The organism is Paenibacillus sp. Y660, from assembly GCF_057221575.1.
The window spans coordinates 66,418-81,815 of the sequence record NZ_JBXBBJ010000001.1 but is presented as its reverse complement, the minus strand read 5'-3'; the positions used below and the strand labels follow the sequence as shown (position 1 = coordinate 81,815).

The window sequence follows — 15,398 nt, the reverse complement described above, 5'->3', positions numbered from 1 at the left end:
TTATCCCCATCCTTGGTAAACTTTTTTTATCTTTTGCGCAATCGTGCTCCATTCGAGCTCCTTCAGCACTTCTTCGTACTGTGGCGAGCGCTGCTCCCTCTTCACATTCAAGGCTGCTTTCATCGCGTTCTCCAAGCCGTTATAGTCGTTTGGATCGTAGCTCACGACCATGTCCTCCTTGAAATACTCGTCGATAAAATCATTATCAGGCATGACGATCAGCTTTCTGAACGATAAGCCGAGAATCGCGGAGCCTGAGGTCGTAATCTCCTTGTACGGCATGACCATCACATCGACGGCGCTGATGAGATCGGCAACCTCCTCATTCGGAATGAAGCGCAAATCCAAGATGATATTTTCCTTATCCTCTACATGCTTCAAATAGGATTCCATCTGCTTGTCCGCTTTGCCGGCTACAATCAGATAGGATTGCTTCGTCTTCACCGCATTAAAGGCTTCTATTAAATCCTCGACACCCTTATAAGCTTTAATCGCGCCCAAGAACAAATAAATTTCCGCATCCTCGCTAATGCCGTAAGCCTGCCTGCAATCCTTGCCTTTCGACTTGTACACGCCCAAATAGTGGCCATGCTTCACCACGAAGAGCTTGCTTGCCGGAACCCCGAATTCCATCATGACCTTTCGTTTGATCGACTCGGAAGCTACCAGAAGCTTGCTGCAAAACTTGCATATCAACCCTCGCATGAAGCGCTCCAGCCTCTTGTATTTCACCTGATGCGGATACAGGTTATGAATCGTCCAAACGAGCTGCACCTTCCGCATCTTCAAATAAAGCATCGTCATGACAAAAATGAACGATTTCACAATAAACAGCAGCAGGTTGCGATTTTGATAGGCATGATGCATCCAGTGGATATGGACAATGTCTCCTGCTCTCGCCCCGCCGACCTTCAGCATCAGCTTGCCATGCTTCAAATCCTTTACTTCCATACCTGCGCCGCTCAGCGAATTTGTCAACAGATCATTGTAAAAGTTCAACTCGCTTGATTTCGGCCACATCCATACTTTCATCGCCATACGCTCCCTAGCCTAACCAGAATCATTGCCGCAGGATATTCCCCAAAGCCTTTCTGCATTCTATCAGTTGTATCTGCGAATCCATTCATTCGTTACCTGGAGCTCGCGAATCACTTTGGCAGGCGTTCCTCCAGCCAGCACATTTGCCGGAATATCCCGCGTTACGACGCTGCCTGCCGCAATGACCGCACCTTGACCAATCGTCACGCCAGGCAAAATAACGGCTCCGCGGCCAATCCAGACATTATCCGAGATGACAATGTCTTTGCTTCCCGAACGGTCCTCCATGTCTACGGGGTGAAAGTTCGTATCGATGATGTTCACCATCGGACCGATTATCGTGTTGCTGCCGATTTGGATCGACTTCGTACAGCCAATGTCGAGGCCATAATTAAAAAACACATTATCGCCTACAAGCAGCTCGGCATGCTTCTCGACCGTAATCGATGAAGGAAACGGCTTCGCTTGAAAAGAAACATTTTTCCCTAAAAAAAATCTGCCCTTGTTCTTCACGCTAAGCTTTCCTGAAATTCTGCCAAGCCTGCCTACCGAGCTCGTCTTAATCGGCAGTATCGCCGCTCCTTTTAGAACGGCCAGCAGCTTGCCTAAGCTAATTTGACTGTATCCTGTACTCATCCGTTCCTCCTGCCGCTTCCGACTTCATGTTTGGCGCGAGCAAACGGGTGTAGGTGGACTCCACTTTCTTCGCGATCGAGCTCATATTAAAATCATTCATTACGCTGGTGTAGCCGCGGCTGGACATTTCCTGATGGTCGACTTTTCCGTCATAAACGCGTTGGATCGTCTGGTACAGCTCCTCCACATCGCCGTCCTTCACGATAAAGCCGCCATTCGTATGATGAATGATTTCGGGTGCTCCTCCGGAATCCGCTACGATAACAGGCGTCTCTACGAGCATCGACTCGATAATGACTCTGCCAAACGGCTCGTTAAGCGAGAAGTTGATCGTAAGATCACATTCCTTCATAACATCAAGCGGTTTTTTGCTGTAGCCATAGAAAATAACATGATGCTCGAGGCCATAGGAGAGCACCTTCTGGATCATATCGTTGTAATAGCCCTCCGATCCGTCAACGGAAGTGTCCCCGACGATGAGCAGCTTCCAATTGTTTCGGTTGCTGTCAGCCAGCTTTTTGACGGCTTCAATCATGAGATGATATCTTTTCCATTCCACGATTCGGCCGAACGTCCCGATGACAAGCGTGTCATCCTCCATAAACGTTCTTCTCTTCTTCGTCAAAGCGAGCTCAGGATCGACGCCATTGTAAATAATCGTTTTGTTGCTGCCCTGAATCGCGTTCGCTACAAAATGCGAGATGCAGATGACCTGGTCAAAAAAGCGAGGCAGCACGTTGTTGAACATACGCAAATGCGTATAGTCGCGGTGATGCCAGACCAGCTTGCTTTTTGCCAAAAACTTTAGCGGAGCCGTATACCAAGGAGCCCGCCAGCCATTGGCATGGACGACATCAATCTTATTTTTCCGAACGAATGACCTGATCTTAAGCACCGTTTCGATATAGCCTAATCCGAATTTCTGCTTAATGCTGCTCAGCTGCAGCGGGAAATGCACATATTCCGCACGAATCTCATTCAAATACGCCGCATCGCCGGGACTTAATAAGAAAATCCGGTATTTCGACGTATCCAAATAATTGATCAGATGAATGAGGCTTTGCTCAGCGCCGCCTTTCTTATCCGCGTGGGTCACAAACATGACGTTAACTTTTCGCTTGTCCATTCAGAGCACCTGCTTTACTTTATAACTGGCATTTAAGGACTGAATAAATTGCTTCAGCACCTCTTTATGGTTGTAATGCGTGCGCAAGAAGCTTTGCGACGATTCGAGCAGCGCCTTTGCCGCTTCCGGGTTATCGAACAGCTGCTTGATTTTCGCATAAAATTGCTCCGGCCTGTCGGCGACCATAATATGCTCATTATCTACAAGCCCGGTTCCCTCGTACCCGATGGAGGTGGAGATGACCGGCAGGCCGTTCTGAATCGCTTCAATCGTCTTTAGCTTCACGCCTGCGCCGTTTTGCATCGGATTAACGAACAGATACCCGCTTCTGTAGATGTCGTCGAGACTCTTCGGCGTATCATGCACGATCACGTTCGTCATATCGTACGCTTCAAGCCAGCTCAGGCTCTGCTTTCGGCTGTTGCCCGCTATGATGAACTTGTACTCCGGCTCCTTCAGCATCAGCGGATGAATATGCTCGAGATACCACTGAATCGCCTCTCGGTTATTCGGCATAAACAAAGATCCGATAAATACCACATGCTTGCTTTGAAAATCGCTCGATTCGAAGCTGGCCTTCGTTACCGGTGGAGGCAAGAACAAGCTTTTTGCCGCAGGATTTAGCTTTTGGAAATTTTCAAATTCTTTACTTGATATAAACAAATATTTGTCGACCTTCTCGAGCATTTTTTTCTGCAAAATCGCGAACTTGCTGCTCTCCATGTGGTAATACATTTTATGGACGACGTTTTTGGTGCTTCTGGCAAGCGCCTTGAAGTAAACCGCTTCATCGTTATGAACCCTTAAGATCGCTGTGTCAGACCTAATCTTCGGATTTTGCAGCACCGGATACACGTAATCGCCCTCGAGCAGCACATAATCGTAACCACCCGTGAGCTTAACGTTTCTCAGCTCGCTTCTGGACTGCACCTGCATCGGAATGACGTGGAGCAAATCCGCAAGCTTGCTTCTGCGATCGCAGAGCGTAATTTCTTCTACATAGTCATATACCGCGTCCATTTCTTCCTTAGATGGCGTCTGTTTGCCGCATACAAGCAGATGAAGCTTCCAGCCGAGCTCAGCGAGCACCTTGATTCTGCCCCAAGTGTCGACTCTTCCGCCATGGTCGGCGGGATATGGGAAATCACTGCACACTACAAGCATTTTCATTTGACTACCCCCGACCTTTTTGATGAATTCATTTCGTTCTTGCCAAGAAAGAGGCTAATAAAAGCAAACAGCAGCCAAACCTCGTACTTAATTTCCAAAGTAACGAGGAGCATCGAAAATAAAATAAAGATAAGCGCTAGAAATAAAATGGAGCTGGACTTTACTTTAACGATCAGGTTTTTGGCAAGCAGGTAAAAGAACAGCACTGAAACGATTCCGCCGAACATGACCCACTGGAAAAATCCGGATTTGACGCCTAAGTTTTTATCCGAGCCCGAATATTGCAACAGCTCCCCCGCATTAATTTGGCTTATGCCAAATAGGTTGTAATAGAAATGAGACATCAAGCTGATCGAATCATTCACATACTTATCGAAATACATGAGGTATGCTCCCGTGCCAACCCCCAGCGGATTGTGAAAGACGGTAGCCAGCGAGATAATGATCGTTCCCATTCGCGTGTAAGAAGATGTGTAGTTTTCGATGTCATTGCTAAACGAGCTGACCAGTCCCGCCGAAAAATTGGTAATGAACATGTACATGGCCAGAACGACTGAAATAAGCAATATGAAGTTTTTCTTTTTCCGAAAATCCAAAAACTTGACCATCGTCACGACGAGCGTGAGCAAAATAATAATCATGAACCCTTTCGAGCCGGTAATGAATACATAAAACAGAAAAAAGCTAGAAGCATATACGATGGACAGCGTTCTAGCAAAGCTGCTTAAATATTTGGTCAAATAAACGAGTATCGCAGAGTAGACAACGACAATCGAGCCCGTCGTGCTGCTCTCTGACGTAAGCATCCTAACCCGCCAATAGGGATGGCTCCCTGAATGCAAAGACATAAAGGCGTTTGGCATGCTCATAAGCTCCATAATCATAATGGCCGCAAGCAGCGTAACGACCGCTAGAAAGCAACCGTACAGCATCTTAAAGCTTTTAATTTTGGAAAAAACGAGCTGCATATGCCGGATATAGAGCAGTATCAGCACAAAATAGATCAGCACCTTTATCGCTTTGCCCAGCAGTCCTTCCGAGCCAAAGCTGTAGCTGCCTTGTATGAATTGAACAAGCAGGTAGACGATGCTGATAAAGCTCAAATAAAGGATAAAGCCGAATAAATACTTTTGCAGCGTCGAGCCGTTCATCACCCGCTTATGCTTGGCGAGCATCGCAATCTCGCAAAATACGAACAGCGGAAGCATTAAAATAATAGGCGATCTGCCGATCTCACCGATCATATTGACTAACGGGAAATCCTGATAGACGGTCAGAACCAGCATAAGGCTCAGATAGATCGCCAAAAAAAACTGCTCTTTGCTCTCTTTCTTGGCTAACTTATCATTAGTCGTAAGGTTGCTCTGCAAGCTTAGGCTCATCTTCTCTCCATCCCCGTAAATCTAGACATATTTTTTAACTGCAGCGGAAAATGAGCCTCTTCGTTTTTGCAAGGCATCCTCGTATAACCGCTCGATTTGGTTGTTCATTTGATTCGAATGAAATTTGTCTTGGAAAATATTCAGGCCTGCTTGGCCCATCGCTTCAAGCGTCGGCTTATCCAGCCTATGAACGATGTCTGCCAGCTCCTGCTTATTTTCAAAATCAAAGATATAGCCGTTCAGTCCGTGCCGGATAATTTCCGGAAGCGCTCCCCGATTGCTTGCAATGACCGGCTTCTTGTTCCGCAGCGCTTCAATGGCGACGATGCCGAAGCCTTCCCAGCGCGATGGAATGATAACCGCATCACAGGCTTTCATGTAACGGTCGATTTCGGAATTGTCCACCCAGCCGATCTTGACCGCATTTTCCGGGAAAACATATTCAACATCCTCCAACACCGTATCGCCGACCAAATACAGATGGACGTTCGCGAACTTATGCTCGTTGAATACATCAAGCAGCAGATCAAAGCCTTTTTGACGATCAAAGCGGCCGACGTATAGCAAATTGATTTTGTCTGGCTGCGTCTCAAAAGGCGGCTTGTTAGAAGCAATCGTATCGGAAACGCCGTTGTACACGACCCCCGATTTCTCGGCTGGCAGCCCGTACTGCATAGCCATCTCATATTCATGCCTGGAGATGTTGATAATGTAGTCGGTACGGTGTGCCAGCACCTTCTCCACAAATGCAAAAATCCGCTTTTTCCACGACTTCGTGTCCATTAGGAAAGCCCATCCATGCGCGTTGTAAATGACGACTGGCCTGCGGAACTTGAAAAAAAACAACGCTCGCAGGAAGACACCTGCGAACGTTCCGTGGACATGAATGATATCCGGTTTAAACGCCTTTACCTTGTGATGAATAGCTTTTATCGCTTGAAGAAAATATGCCGGCTTCCGCTTGTATGGATACAAGGACAAACGGTCTTGGCTAATCTGCAGCGATTCTGGGCTGGAGTTCTGCTCGGAAGCCATAAGATAAATATCATGTCTGCCCGCTTGGTAACTCAGCACTTCATTCAGGTGGGTTTCGATGCCGCCCTTAGTAAACTCCGATATATGCAGGACTCTTGCCATTTGATCAACTCCTTAAAGTTTTGTGAAGCAAAACTTACTTCGTAAGCATAGACCTAGTTTTGCGAAGCAACATATTGTTAATTAATAAGCATCGGAGCTGACGACGGTTTTCACCGTTTTCAGCATAATTTTAATATCAAACCAGATGCATCTCTTCTCGATGTAGACCAGGTCCAGCTCAACCATTTGCTTGAAGGAAAGGTTGTTTCTGCCGCTTACCTGCCAAAGCCCGGTGCAGCCCGGCGTTACGGTCAGGCGTTGCTTGTCATACTCACTGTATTCCGCCACTTCTCTCGAAAGCGGAGGTCTTGGACCAACCAAGGACATTTCGCCTCTAAGCACGTTAAGAAGCTGCGGCAGCTCATCAATGCTTGTTTTGCGGATTAGCTTGCCGATCTTCGTAATGCGCGGATCGTCCTTCATCTTGAACATAGCGCCTTTGATTTCATTCTTTTCCAGCAGATCTTTCAGCTTATCCTCGGCGCCTGTCAGCATCGAGCGGAATTTGAACATCCGAAACTGCTTCTCATTTTTGCCGATCCTTGTTTGATAAAAGAAGACAGACCCTTTCGGATCCTCCCACTTAATAAGGATAGCGATAATGATAAACAGCGGGCTTAACAGCATTAAACCGACTAGCGAACCAACAATGTCAATCGTTCGTTTCATAATCGAATACATCGTAACCGCTTCGCGATCATTACGCCTTGCGATTGCATTCGAATAGTAATCAGAGACGCTGACTACCGCTTCATCCTGTGGAGGTGTCATCTTCTATCACTCCTTCCGGCTAATAATTGCTTGCTGAGCTCCCGCTCCATCAATTCTTCAAGCTCAGTCATAAGCTTATATTTAAGTTCATTGTTCCTTAGGGCAAAATCGAGCGTCGTCATAATAAAGCCTAGCTGTTCGCCGACATCGTACCGAGTGCCTTGGAAGTCAAAGGCATATACACCTTGGTCCATATTGAGCTTTTGAATCGCGTCGGTAAGCTGAATTTCTCCTCCAGCGCCGCGCTCATGCCGCCCCAAATATTCGAATATATCCGGTGTCAGGACATAACGTCCCATAATAGCCAGATTGGAAGGCGCTTGGCCTTGCGGCGGCTTCTCTACGAAGCTATTAACCTCGTATAGATTGTCCACCCGTTGTCCGGGGTCAACGATACCGTAGCGATGCGTTTGATCGACGCCAACCATCTGAACGCCAATAACTGAACGTCCAGTTCGTTCATACTGCTCTATGAGCTGCTTTGTGCAAGGTGTCTCGGCCTCAACGATGTCATCGCCAAGGAGTACGGCAAACGGCTCGTCGCCAATAAAATTGCGTGCGCACCATACAGCATGTCCAAGTCCTTTTGCTTCTTTTTGCCTTATGTAGTGGAGATTCACATTTGATGATTTTCTAACCTTTTCCAAAATATCGAATTTCCCTTTTTGCTCTAAAATATGCTCTAGTTCAAAAGCGATATCAAAATGATCCTCGATCGCCCGCTTACCTTTACCTGTGACGACGATGATGTCTTCAACGCCTGATTCAATTGCTTCCTCTACGATGTACTGAATGGTCGGCTTGTCGACGATAGGAAGCATTTCTTTAGGCATCGCTTTTGTTGCCGGCAAAAAACGGGTTCCGAGTCCTGCGGCAGGGATAATGGCTTTTCTCACTTTTTTCATTTGATTTCACCCTATCCTATATATTTTTTTGTATTTACAGGGGCATTGAACCCCTCCTCACGTCACACCCTTGACGATTAACGTCTAAGGTCGGCTGACCCACAGCATGACCGAGTGCCTCCGGTGATAGAGGTGCAGGAGACATTACCTATATCCATTCCACGCTTTTAGCGACCAGGAGATCGACGCCTAAGCGTCCGTTCTTTCCCCGTAGTAGTAGGAATAGACATCCGAATGATTACGATTGATTTTATTGAGCACGACGCCGATAAGCCTCGCCTTCACATGCTCTAGTAAAGCTTTCGCTTTGAGCGCTACTTCCTTTTTCACTTTTCCTGAATCGACAACGAGAACGACGCCATCGCTTTGAGTCGCAACGATCTGAGCGTCTGTGACGGACATAATCGGCGGCGTATCGATAATGATGACATCATAACGTTCCCTAGCCGTCTTCAGCAGATCGGCCATTTGCTCTGAAGAAAGCAGCTCTGAAGGATTCGGAGGCGTTGGCCCCGCCTGAATGATCGATAGATTTTCCGTACCGGTGAACTGTATAATGTCCTCCAGCTTCATCTGGTTAAATAATGCCGTCGTTAAGCCGCTGCGGTTGGACTTTCCAAAGATATGATGCTGTGACGGCTTGCGCAGATCTGCATCAATAAGCAGCACCTTTTTGTTCGCTTGCGCGAAAGCGACTGCCATATTGGCGCATGTTGTGCTCTTGCCCTCGCTCGGTTTGGAGGAGGTGACCATAATGATTTGCAGCTTTTGGCTAATCGTCGAGAACTCGATGTTCGTCCTCAGCATGCGGTAGCCCTCTGATATGGGCGATTTGGGGTTTAACTCGGTAATAAGGTTCCATTTAGGAATCAAGCGAGACATTTTGTTCCCTCCCTGCTATCGTCTTTGTCGGTGTGCTGGTTCTCTCGAGCGAATCTCTCTCTTCGAACTTCGGAATAGACGATAGCACCGGAACCTGAAGGAGCGCCTCTATGTCTTCCTCAGTCTTGATCGTGTCATCCAAATAATCGAGAAGGAAGGTAATGCCTATGCCTACCATCAAAGCCAGCATAAAAGTGACGGCGATATTCATCTTTGGATTCGGCGATACCTGTGCGTGATTCTCCTTCGGATCGGCTTGGTCCAAGACGGATACATTGTCTACCTTCATTAGCTCTGGTACCGATTTTTGAAAAACGATCGCAACCGCGTTGGCGATTTTAGCCGCTTGCGCATAAGAATCATCCCGCACCGAAATGGACATGACCTGTGTTTCATTTACTGAGCTTACGCTTACTTTGCCAATGAGCTCACCGTACGTCACGCCTAGATCCGGATACTGCTTGACGACCTTCTTCATCATCCGCGGCGTCCTCAAAATTTCTTTATAGGTTTTGATAAGTCCAATAGTGGAGTTGATCGAACCAACGTCTATGCTTGGAATCAGCGAGCTGCTGCCCTTATGATCGTTGACGATTAATTTAGCGGATGCTTCATACTGTGGTTCGATGAAGTAATTGGAGTAAATTCCGATGGTCAGACAGCTAGCGGTAATAATTAAAGCAATCATCAATAGCCTTCTTTTCACGATGATCCAATACTGTTTTAATTCCAATTGATTTCCTCCGTTACTAATAAAGTCATCCGTCCTTGCAACTTCATAAAAGTTGTTCTTAACGAATATTAAATTTTTTTAATTATTCAAAACGCGAACTTTTAGACGTCATTTATGGATAGGTGTATCCCGTTTCATGAATACCTGACAACAAGGACGGAACCTATTATTTTGCTGTGTTCAAAAAATCGTCTACCGTTCCGCCATTCATAATGTAATCCATCATTTCGGCGGAGCAGGCTTTCAAGCCCAGCTTGCCGAGTAGCTGCGAGAAAAGCTCGGCCATATCAACAGGCTCATTTTGAAAGCGGCAGCCGGTGGCCATAAGCAGCTCTGGCAAAGATCTAGCTTCCGTTTTCCCGTCTTGCTGTAATAGAGAAGGATCCTCGGATAGTATTTTCAAAAATTGCTTCAGCCTTACTCGCTTCTGCTCCTGATTTGAAATGTTCATCTTTGAAACCTCCATTCATCAGCTCGCTTGTTCCTTTAATTTGAATCGCGGAACGCTTCCTGCAATCTAGTATGACACAGATGATAATAATTCTTGAGGGAATAAAGACATGGTGTAGATTAGCCAATCGTACTCATTTTCATTCGTGTTTTCATAAGTACGGACTCCTAATTGATGAGAATAGTTGGAAATAAACTGGTGCTATTTGGGTGTCAAAAATAAAAATTCTAACAATTGGAAGCGCTTTATGAATTTTCTGAGAGAATCAAACTTGAGACTCATTTTTACTTAACCTTCATTCGCTTCTTTCCCCTATAATACAAAGGTTTTTCCCTATTTTCATGTTGATTTGAAAGCAAAAAACTTGCAAATGAATGCGCTTTATTGACGTTTAAAGGGGGGACTATTGACTAGTATCCTACCAAAGCAGGACAAAAACGAGTTTCGACATTGTTCGCAATCCCCATAAAAGTGCACATTTCCTCACATCATAAAGTCAGATTTACATTAAAAAAAAATCATAATCGAGATTTTTGCTTAAAAATACCAGGACTTGACTGCTATAAACGTACATTCAACTGTTTTCAGTAGACTTTTTCGTCATTTAACCGAGTATGTTGAGCAGCCTTTCAGGATTAACTTCCATGAATCGGGATAATTATAAAGCTTCGAAAGCACTGAAATTGCACCAGATTATCATTATTCCTCATTCCAAAAAGACTACCTCCCTTTCCTCTCCTTACGTCCTACTGATGCCGAATTTGACGAAAGAAAGCGCATTCAGTTGCTAAGAAACGAGACTGCGCGCGGGAAGTCGCGCTTCGCAGCCTCTCTAGCAGACACTGATCTACAAGCGAAATGTGCTCACCCAATCTATCTATCCTTGGCAGACATAGCTCAACCAGACCCATCGCGCTCCGCAACCTATTTACGCTTGGTGAACACAAATCCGCTAACACGATTGCGCTCACCCAACCTATCTACCCTTAGCAGACATAGCTCAACCAATCCCAGTCGCGCCCCGCAACCTATTTACGCTTGGTGGACACAAATCCGCTAACACCAATGACGCTCAACCAACCTATCTATACTTGACCGCTGACATTTATCAACTAGCTCCAATCGTGCGCCCCCAACCAATCTACTCTCGACATACAGATCAACCAGCTCCCCAACCGAGCTCAACCCAAACTATTGCTCATAGAGTCACAAATCTGCGAGCGCTAATGCGCGCCCCAACCTAGTTACTCTTCTCAGACAGAGATCAACAAGCGCCAATCGTGCGCCCCCAACCAATCTACTCTCGACTTACAGACCAACTAGCTCCCCAACCGCGCTACCCCAAACTATTGCACATAGAGACACAAATCTGCGAGCGCTAATACGCTCCCACAAACTAGTTACTCTTCTCATACAAAGATCAACTAGCGCCAATCGTGCTCACCCAACATATCTACACTTCGCAAACACTGATCAACCAGCGCCAGTCGTGTCCCGAACCTCTTTTTTTAATACTTAACGGGAATTTCTCCCGTTAATTAACTCATAAAAGCTGTTTTTCCACCATTAGATGGAATTTCTCCCGTTAAATCATTCGATTTTACCCGTTAATGGCGTTTTGGATTAAATTAACAGGAGTATTTCCAGTTAAGCGAATTTCCAGCTCCATTTAATGAACATTAACAGGAGAAAATCCAGTTAATTCACTTGAAAGCCCTACAACTAGAAAAAGGCTAGCCGTTTTAAGTCATTGTCATCATTGTCATTTCACATTCCATGACCCTTCCGACTAACCCCTGCCTAATATTGCGCAAGCTCCTCCTAGCTCGTCAACTGCTCATGAGTTGCTCATCAACTGCTCGTGAGCTGCTCATTTGCACAGCTTAGAGTGACAAGCACAATCGCTCATCACTCCAAAAAAAAAGGCCAGCCGAGCAAGTCATTACATGACTTGACCTTTCCGGCTAACCCCTGCCTATCAGGGCGCAAACCCCTGCTGGCTCAAATAAAGCTGATTCTCAGAGAAAACATGACTGAATCGATCGTAAACCATCCGGTACGCGGTAGGCGAATACCACTCCTCTAGGCCAAGCTCCTTGTACAGCCGCTCTATGCCCAGACTTCGCGTTCGTCTTCCTCCGCTCCCATCACCCATGAAATAATCGTCCACGCAGACACGATTGACCAGCGCTTTTAAAATTCCCGGAAAAGCCTCGCTGCTTGGCAGTATCGGCGCGATGGTCGCTTGCACGGGTACACCCGCTTCTGCTAACAGCTGCAGAGTCTTTAATCTAGCAGCGATAGGAGGCGCAGCCGGCGTAAAATGTTTGCGAATATCCTCAAGATCCGTCTCCACCGTCATGCTTACCCGAACCTTATCTCCCAGTTGAAGCAGCAAATCCATATCTCTGCGAACGAGCGGACTCCTTGTTTGAACGAACAAAAAATCCGGCGGGTCCTCTACCATTACCTCTAGCAGCGATCTCGTAACCAACTCTTTATGTTCAATCGGCTGATAGGGATCCGTGCTTGACGACATAAAGATACTAACCGTTCCTTTGCCCTTCGCGCGCCGAAGCTCTTTCCGAAGCAAAGCTGCCGCTTCAAGCTTAACGTCTACCCATGTGCCCCACTCCTCCTGACGGAACGTGGATACCGGCATCTGACGAACATAACAATACGAGCAGCCAAACGAACAGCCCGTATAAGGATTGAGCGAATGGGTGTAGTCTTCTAGGAAGCCTGTACCTTTATTGAGAAGCGTCTTCGGATTTTTGTAAAATAACGCCGTCTTCATGCTTCCCTTTCCAGCTGCAGAAGCTGCGTCTTCATCTCCAGTCCGCCGCGATAGCCGGTGAGGGAGCCGTTTTTGCCAATTACGCGGTGACACGGCACCGTAATTAAAACCGGGTTTGCCCCTATAGCGGCTCCGACCGCACGTGAGGCTGCCGGCTTTTGAATCTGATTAGCTATATCCGAATAGGACTGGGTCTGTCCATATGGGATCTCGCAAAGCGATTTCCAGACGGCAATCTGAAACGATGTCCCGCGAAATTCGAAGGGGACCGTAAACGCTTTGCGTTGTCCTTCAAGATACTCGATTAATTGCACGGCATACGGCTGCAGCTTCTCTTCATCCTGAACAAGTCTGCTGCCGGGGAACTTAGCCTGCGCCCATTCGGCCAGCTCCTCGAACGGCTTATTTTGGGAACCGACGTAGCATAGCCCCTTTGACGTGGCTGCAACGTACATGCTCCATTTTCCATGAACCAGCAATGTCCAATACATGAACGAACTAATTTTCTCTGCCACCATGCGGCACCTCCGGCATCTCGTTATTTTGTTTGGTTTGAAGTTCGGAATGACGTTTGGAATGACGATAATCACTCGGCGTACGCCCTATTTTCCTCTTAAACAGCGTTATGAAGTAGGAGGTATTGGGCATACCGACATTCAAACCAATATCCGAAACGGCTCGATCCGTATGGGCAAGATACTCCTTAGCTTTAACCATTCTCGTCTGCTGAATATATGCAATGGGCGTCATTCCTTTCATTCGCTTAAAGGTACGCTGCAAATGATAAGGGCTTCCGTGGCACATGTCTGCCAGCGTTTCGAGGGTCAACGCTTCTCTATAATGGCTATCGATATATTGCGTGATGACATCGACCCACTCATCATCCGGCAAACGCTCGCCCGTAGGCTTGCACCGCTTGCATGGGCGAAAATATGCCGACCGCGCCTGCTCCGCATTTTCAAATAACCGGACGTTTTCCTTATTCGGCGCTTTGGACTTGCAGGATGGCCTGCAAAAAATACCGGTCGTCTTTACCGCATATATAAACCTGCCGTCATAAGAAGCATCATTGCTTAAAATCGCTTGCCACTTCTCATCCGACATTTGTTCCTCAGCCTTCATTCCTTCCACCTCCATACATCAAAGTATACCCTCGTAAGTGGTGTGATGTACGCTTATTGGAATGTAAAAGCAAGATATTGAAATCGGTTTATGGTGCGATATCGTTTATTGATTCGATTCCATTACATAGGCTAAAAGCAAAGCCGCTGTATTAACGATAGCATCTACATGCGTCCGTTCCATTCCATGCGAAGCTTGAACCCCTGGCCCGATCAAAGCTGCACGAATATTGCTGCCGCCGCGCAGCGCCGCTGATGCGTCGGAGCCGTAATGCGGATAAATATCAACGGCGTAAGCCAGCTTCTCGCGTTTTGCGAGTTCAATCAGCCGGGAGGTCATTGCATAATCATAAGGTCCGGTCGAATCCTTGGCACAAATAGACACATCCATTTCCGTTGCTGAAAGATCATCCCCGAGCGCTCCCATATCGACGGCAATCATTTCGGTAATATCCGCCGGTATGTAGGAGCTTCCGTGCCCGACCTCTTCATAGGTTGATAAAATAAGCTTCAGCGTATGGGACGGCGTCCTTCCTTCCCGCTTCAACCACTCCATGAAGCCGAGCAAAGCCGCTACGCTAGCTTTATCGTCCAGATGCCGCGATTTAATAAAGCCGCTTGGCAATACTCGTACTCTAGGCTCCCATGATATGAAGTCGCCAACGGATATGCCTAGCTTCTCTGTATCCTCCTTTGTTTTGACCAGCTCGTCAATGCGAACCTCCATATTCGCTTCCTCGCGCTTAAAGTCCCGGGCATCGGAGTATACATGCACGGAGGCTTTGGTAGACAGCACGGTTCCTTCATATTTTCGGCCGTCGCGCGTATGAATGACCGCATATTCGCCTTCGACTGTTTGCATCGCATAACCGCCGATCGGCGTCATTCGCAGCATGCCGTTAGGCTTAATCGAACGAACCATCGCTCCTAGCGTATCCAGATGCGCGGTGATGCCGATTACATGGTCGGCATTTTCGCCTGGAATCGTAATCATCCCGTTCCCCTTTGGCGTTATCGCAAGCTTATAGCCGAGCCTTTCTGTCTCAGCCTTCACATGCTTGATAATGTCCATGCAGTATCCGCTCGGACTCGGTATGTTTAGCAAAGCTTCTAGCTGATTGACGATATATTGGCGGTCTAGCTGTGGTGCGAGTGGTGTATTCATAAATGGAATCTCCTTATGGATAGGAATTGCTGAATGGACTAAAGAGCGTTCATTCTGCTTGTATGTCCATTTTACCCGATTGAA

At 46.9% G+C, this 15,398-nt stretch carries 15 protein-coding genes; all 15 read right to left on the bottom strand.

Features of this window, described 5'->3' with window-relative positions; translation table 11 throughout:
- The 15 genes from AC2TDN_RS00365 to AC2TDN_RS00295 all read right to left on the bottom strand — a co-directional run bounded on the left by AC2TDN_RS00365 (position 1) and on the right by AC2TDN_RS00295 (position 15,314).
- Positions 1–1,032 (bottom strand): glycosyltransferase family 4 protein, encoded by a 1,032-nt coding sequence (locus AC2TDN_RS00365; RefSeq protein ID WP_484686646.1) that lies wholly within the window; start codon positions 1,030–1,032, stop codon positions 1–3.
- A 69-nt stretch (positions 1,033–1,101) separates the two neighbouring features.
- Positions 1,102–1,674, bottom strand: coding sequence for a DapH/DapD/GlmU-related protein (locus AC2TDN_RS00360; RefSeq protein ID WP_484686645.1), 573 nt, complete (start codon positions 1,672–1,674; stop codon positions 1,102–1,104).
- Positions 1,649–2,800 (bottom strand): glycosyltransferase, encoded by a 1,152-nt coding sequence (locus AC2TDN_RS00355; protein ID WP_482065256.1) that lies wholly within the window; start codon positions 2,798–2,800, stop codon positions 1,649–1,651. The genes AC2TDN_RS00360 and AC2TDN_RS00355 overlap by 26 nt, the downstream gene beginning before the upstream one ends.
- Positions 2,801–3,970: a glycosyltransferase family 4 protein gene (locus AC2TDN_RS00350; protein ID WP_484686644.1), complete on the bottom strand. Its 1,170-nt coding sequence runs from the start codon at positions 3,968–3,970 to the stop codon at positions 2,801–2,803.
- Entirely contained in the window at positions 3,967–5,352 is a 1,386-nt protein-coding gene (locus tag AC2TDN_RS00345) for a hypothetical protein (RefSeq protein ID WP_484686643.1), read from the bottom strand. Before AC2TDN_RS00345 ends, AC2TDN_RS00350 begins: the two co-directional genes overlap by 4 nt.
- A 21-nt stretch (positions 5,353–5,373) precedes the next feature.
- On the bottom strand, positions 5,374–6,489 hold the full coding sequence (locus AC2TDN_RS00340) for a glycosyltransferase family 4 protein (protein ID WP_484686642.1): 1,116 nt from the start codon (positions 6,487–6,489) through the stop codon (positions 5,374–5,376).
- Positions 6,490–6,570: 81 nt separating this feature from the next.
- Positions 6,571–7,260, bottom strand: a complete 690-nt coding sequence (locus AC2TDN_RS00335; protein WP_482065260.1) for a sugar transferase — start codon at positions 7,258–7,260, stop codon at positions 6,571–6,573.
- Positions 7,257–8,165, bottom strand: a complete 909-nt coding sequence (gene galU / locus AC2TDN_RS00330) for a UTP--glucose-1-phosphate uridylyltransferase GalU (RefSeq protein WP_482065261.1) — start codon at positions 8,163–8,165, stop codon at positions 7,257–7,259. The genes AC2TDN_RS00335 and galU overlap by 4 nt, the downstream gene beginning before the upstream one ends.
- Positions 8,166–8,354: 189 nt before the next feature.
- Positions 8,355–9,047 (bottom strand): CpsD/CapB family tyrosine-protein kinase, encoded by a 693-nt coding sequence (locus tag AC2TDN_RS00325; protein ID WP_484686641.1) that lies wholly within the window; start codon positions 9,045–9,047, stop codon positions 8,355–8,357.
- Positions 9,028–9,780 carry a YveK family protein gene (locus AC2TDN_RS00320; RefSeq protein WP_482065263.1) on the bottom strand — a complete coding sequence of 251 codons (753 nt, stop codon included), beginning with the start codon at positions 9,778–9,780 and terminating at the stop codon, positions 9,028–9,030. The genes AC2TDN_RS00325 and AC2TDN_RS00320 overlap by 20 nt, the downstream gene beginning before the upstream one ends.
- Before the next feature lie 166 nt (positions 9,781–9,946).
- On the bottom strand, positions 9,947–10,231 hold the full coding sequence (locus AC2TDN_RS00315) for a hypothetical protein (protein ID WP_482065264.1): 285 nt from the start codon (positions 10,229–10,231) through the stop codon (positions 9,947–9,949).
- Positions 10,232–12,209: 1,978 nt separating this feature from the next.
- Positions 12,210–13,028 (bottom strand): radical SAM protein, encoded by an 819-nt coding sequence (locus AC2TDN_RS00310; protein WP_484686640.1) that lies wholly within the window; start codon positions 13,026–13,028, stop codon positions 12,210–12,212.
- Positions 13,025–13,546 (bottom strand): methylated-DNA--[protein]-cysteine S-methyltransferase, encoded by a 522-nt coding sequence (locus tag AC2TDN_RS00305; protein WP_484686639.1) that lies wholly within the window; start codon positions 13,544–13,546, stop codon positions 13,025–13,027. The genes AC2TDN_RS00310 and AC2TDN_RS00305 overlap by 4 nt, the downstream gene beginning before the upstream one ends.
- Positions 13,527–14,150, bottom strand: a complete 624-nt coding sequence (locus tag AC2TDN_RS00300) for a bifunctional transcriptional activator/DNA repair enzyme AdaA (protein ID WP_484686638.1) — start codon at positions 14,148–14,150, stop codon at positions 13,527–13,529. The genes AC2TDN_RS00305 and AC2TDN_RS00300 overlap by 20 nt, the downstream gene beginning before the upstream one ends.
- A 105-nt stretch (positions 14,151–14,255) precedes the next feature.
- Positions 14,256–15,314 (bottom strand): M42 family metallopeptidase, encoded by a 1,059-nt coding sequence (locus AC2TDN_RS00295; RefSeq protein ID WP_484686637.1) that lies wholly within the window; start codon positions 15,312–15,314, stop codon positions 14,256–14,258.
- Between the last annotated feature and the right edge of the window lie 84 nt (positions 15,315–15,398).

What these genes read in the sequence shown, in the direction of transcription:
- AC2TDN_RS00365 (WP_484686646.1), bottom strand. Translation starts at nt 1,032, where the DNA reads ATGAAAGTATGGATGTGGCCGAAATCAAGCGAGTTGAACTTTTACAAT.
- AC2TDN_RS00360 (WP_484686645.1), bottom strand. Translation starts at nt 1,674, where the DNA reads ATGAGTACAGGATACAGTCAAATTAGCTTAGGCAAGCTGCTGGCCGTT.
- AC2TDN_RS00355 (WP_482065256.1), bottom strand. Translation starts at nt 2,800, where the DNA reads ATGGACAAGCGAAAAGTTAACGTCATGTTTGTGACCCACGCGGATAAG.
- AC2TDN_RS00350 (WP_484686644.1), bottom strand. Translation starts at nt 3,970, where the DNA reads ATGAAAATGCTTGTAGTGTGCAGTGATTTCCCATATCCCGCCGACCAT.
- AC2TDN_RS00345 (WP_484686643.1), bottom strand. Translation starts at nt 5,352, where the DNA reads ATGAGCCTAAGCTTGCAGAGCAACCTTACGACTAATGATAAGTTAGCC.
- AC2TDN_RS00340 (WP_484686642.1), bottom strand. Translation starts at nt 6,489, where the DNA reads ATGGCAAGAGTCCTGCATATATCGGAGTTTACTAAGGGCGGCATCGAA.
- AC2TDN_RS00335 (WP_482065260.1), bottom strand. Translation starts at nt 7,260, where the DNA reads ATGACACCTCCACAGGATGAAGCGGTAGTCAGCGTCTCTGATTACTAT.
- galU (WP_482065261.1), bottom strand. Translation starts at nt 8,165, where the DNA reads ATGAAAAAAGTGAGAAAAGCCATTATCCCTGCCGCAGGACTCGGAACC.
- AC2TDN_RS00325 (WP_484686641.1), bottom strand. Translation starts at nt 9,047, where the DNA reads ATGTCTCGCTTGATTCCTAAATGGAACCTTATTACCGAGTTAAACCCC.
- AC2TDN_RS00315 (WP_482065264.1), bottom strand. Translation starts at nt 10,231, where the DNA reads ATGAACATTTCAAATCAGGAGCAGAAGCGAGTAAGGCTGAAGCAATTT.
- AC2TDN_RS00310 (WP_484686640.1), bottom strand. Translation starts at nt 13,028, where the DNA reads ATGAAGACGGCGTTATTTTACAAAAATCCGAAGACGCTTCTCAATAAA.
- AC2TDN_RS00305 (WP_484686639.1), bottom strand. Translation starts at nt 13,546, where the DNA reads ATGGTGGCAGAGAAAATTAGTTCGTTCATGTATTGGACATTGCTGGTT.
- AC2TDN_RS00300 (WP_484686638.1), bottom strand. Translation starts at nt 14,150, where the DNA reads ATGAAGGCTGAGGAACAAATGTCGGATGAGAAGTGGCAAGCGATTTTA.
- AC2TDN_RS00295 (WP_484686637.1), bottom strand. Translation starts at nt 15,314, where the DNA reads ATGAATACACCACTCGCACCACAGCTAGACCGCCAATATATCGTCAAT.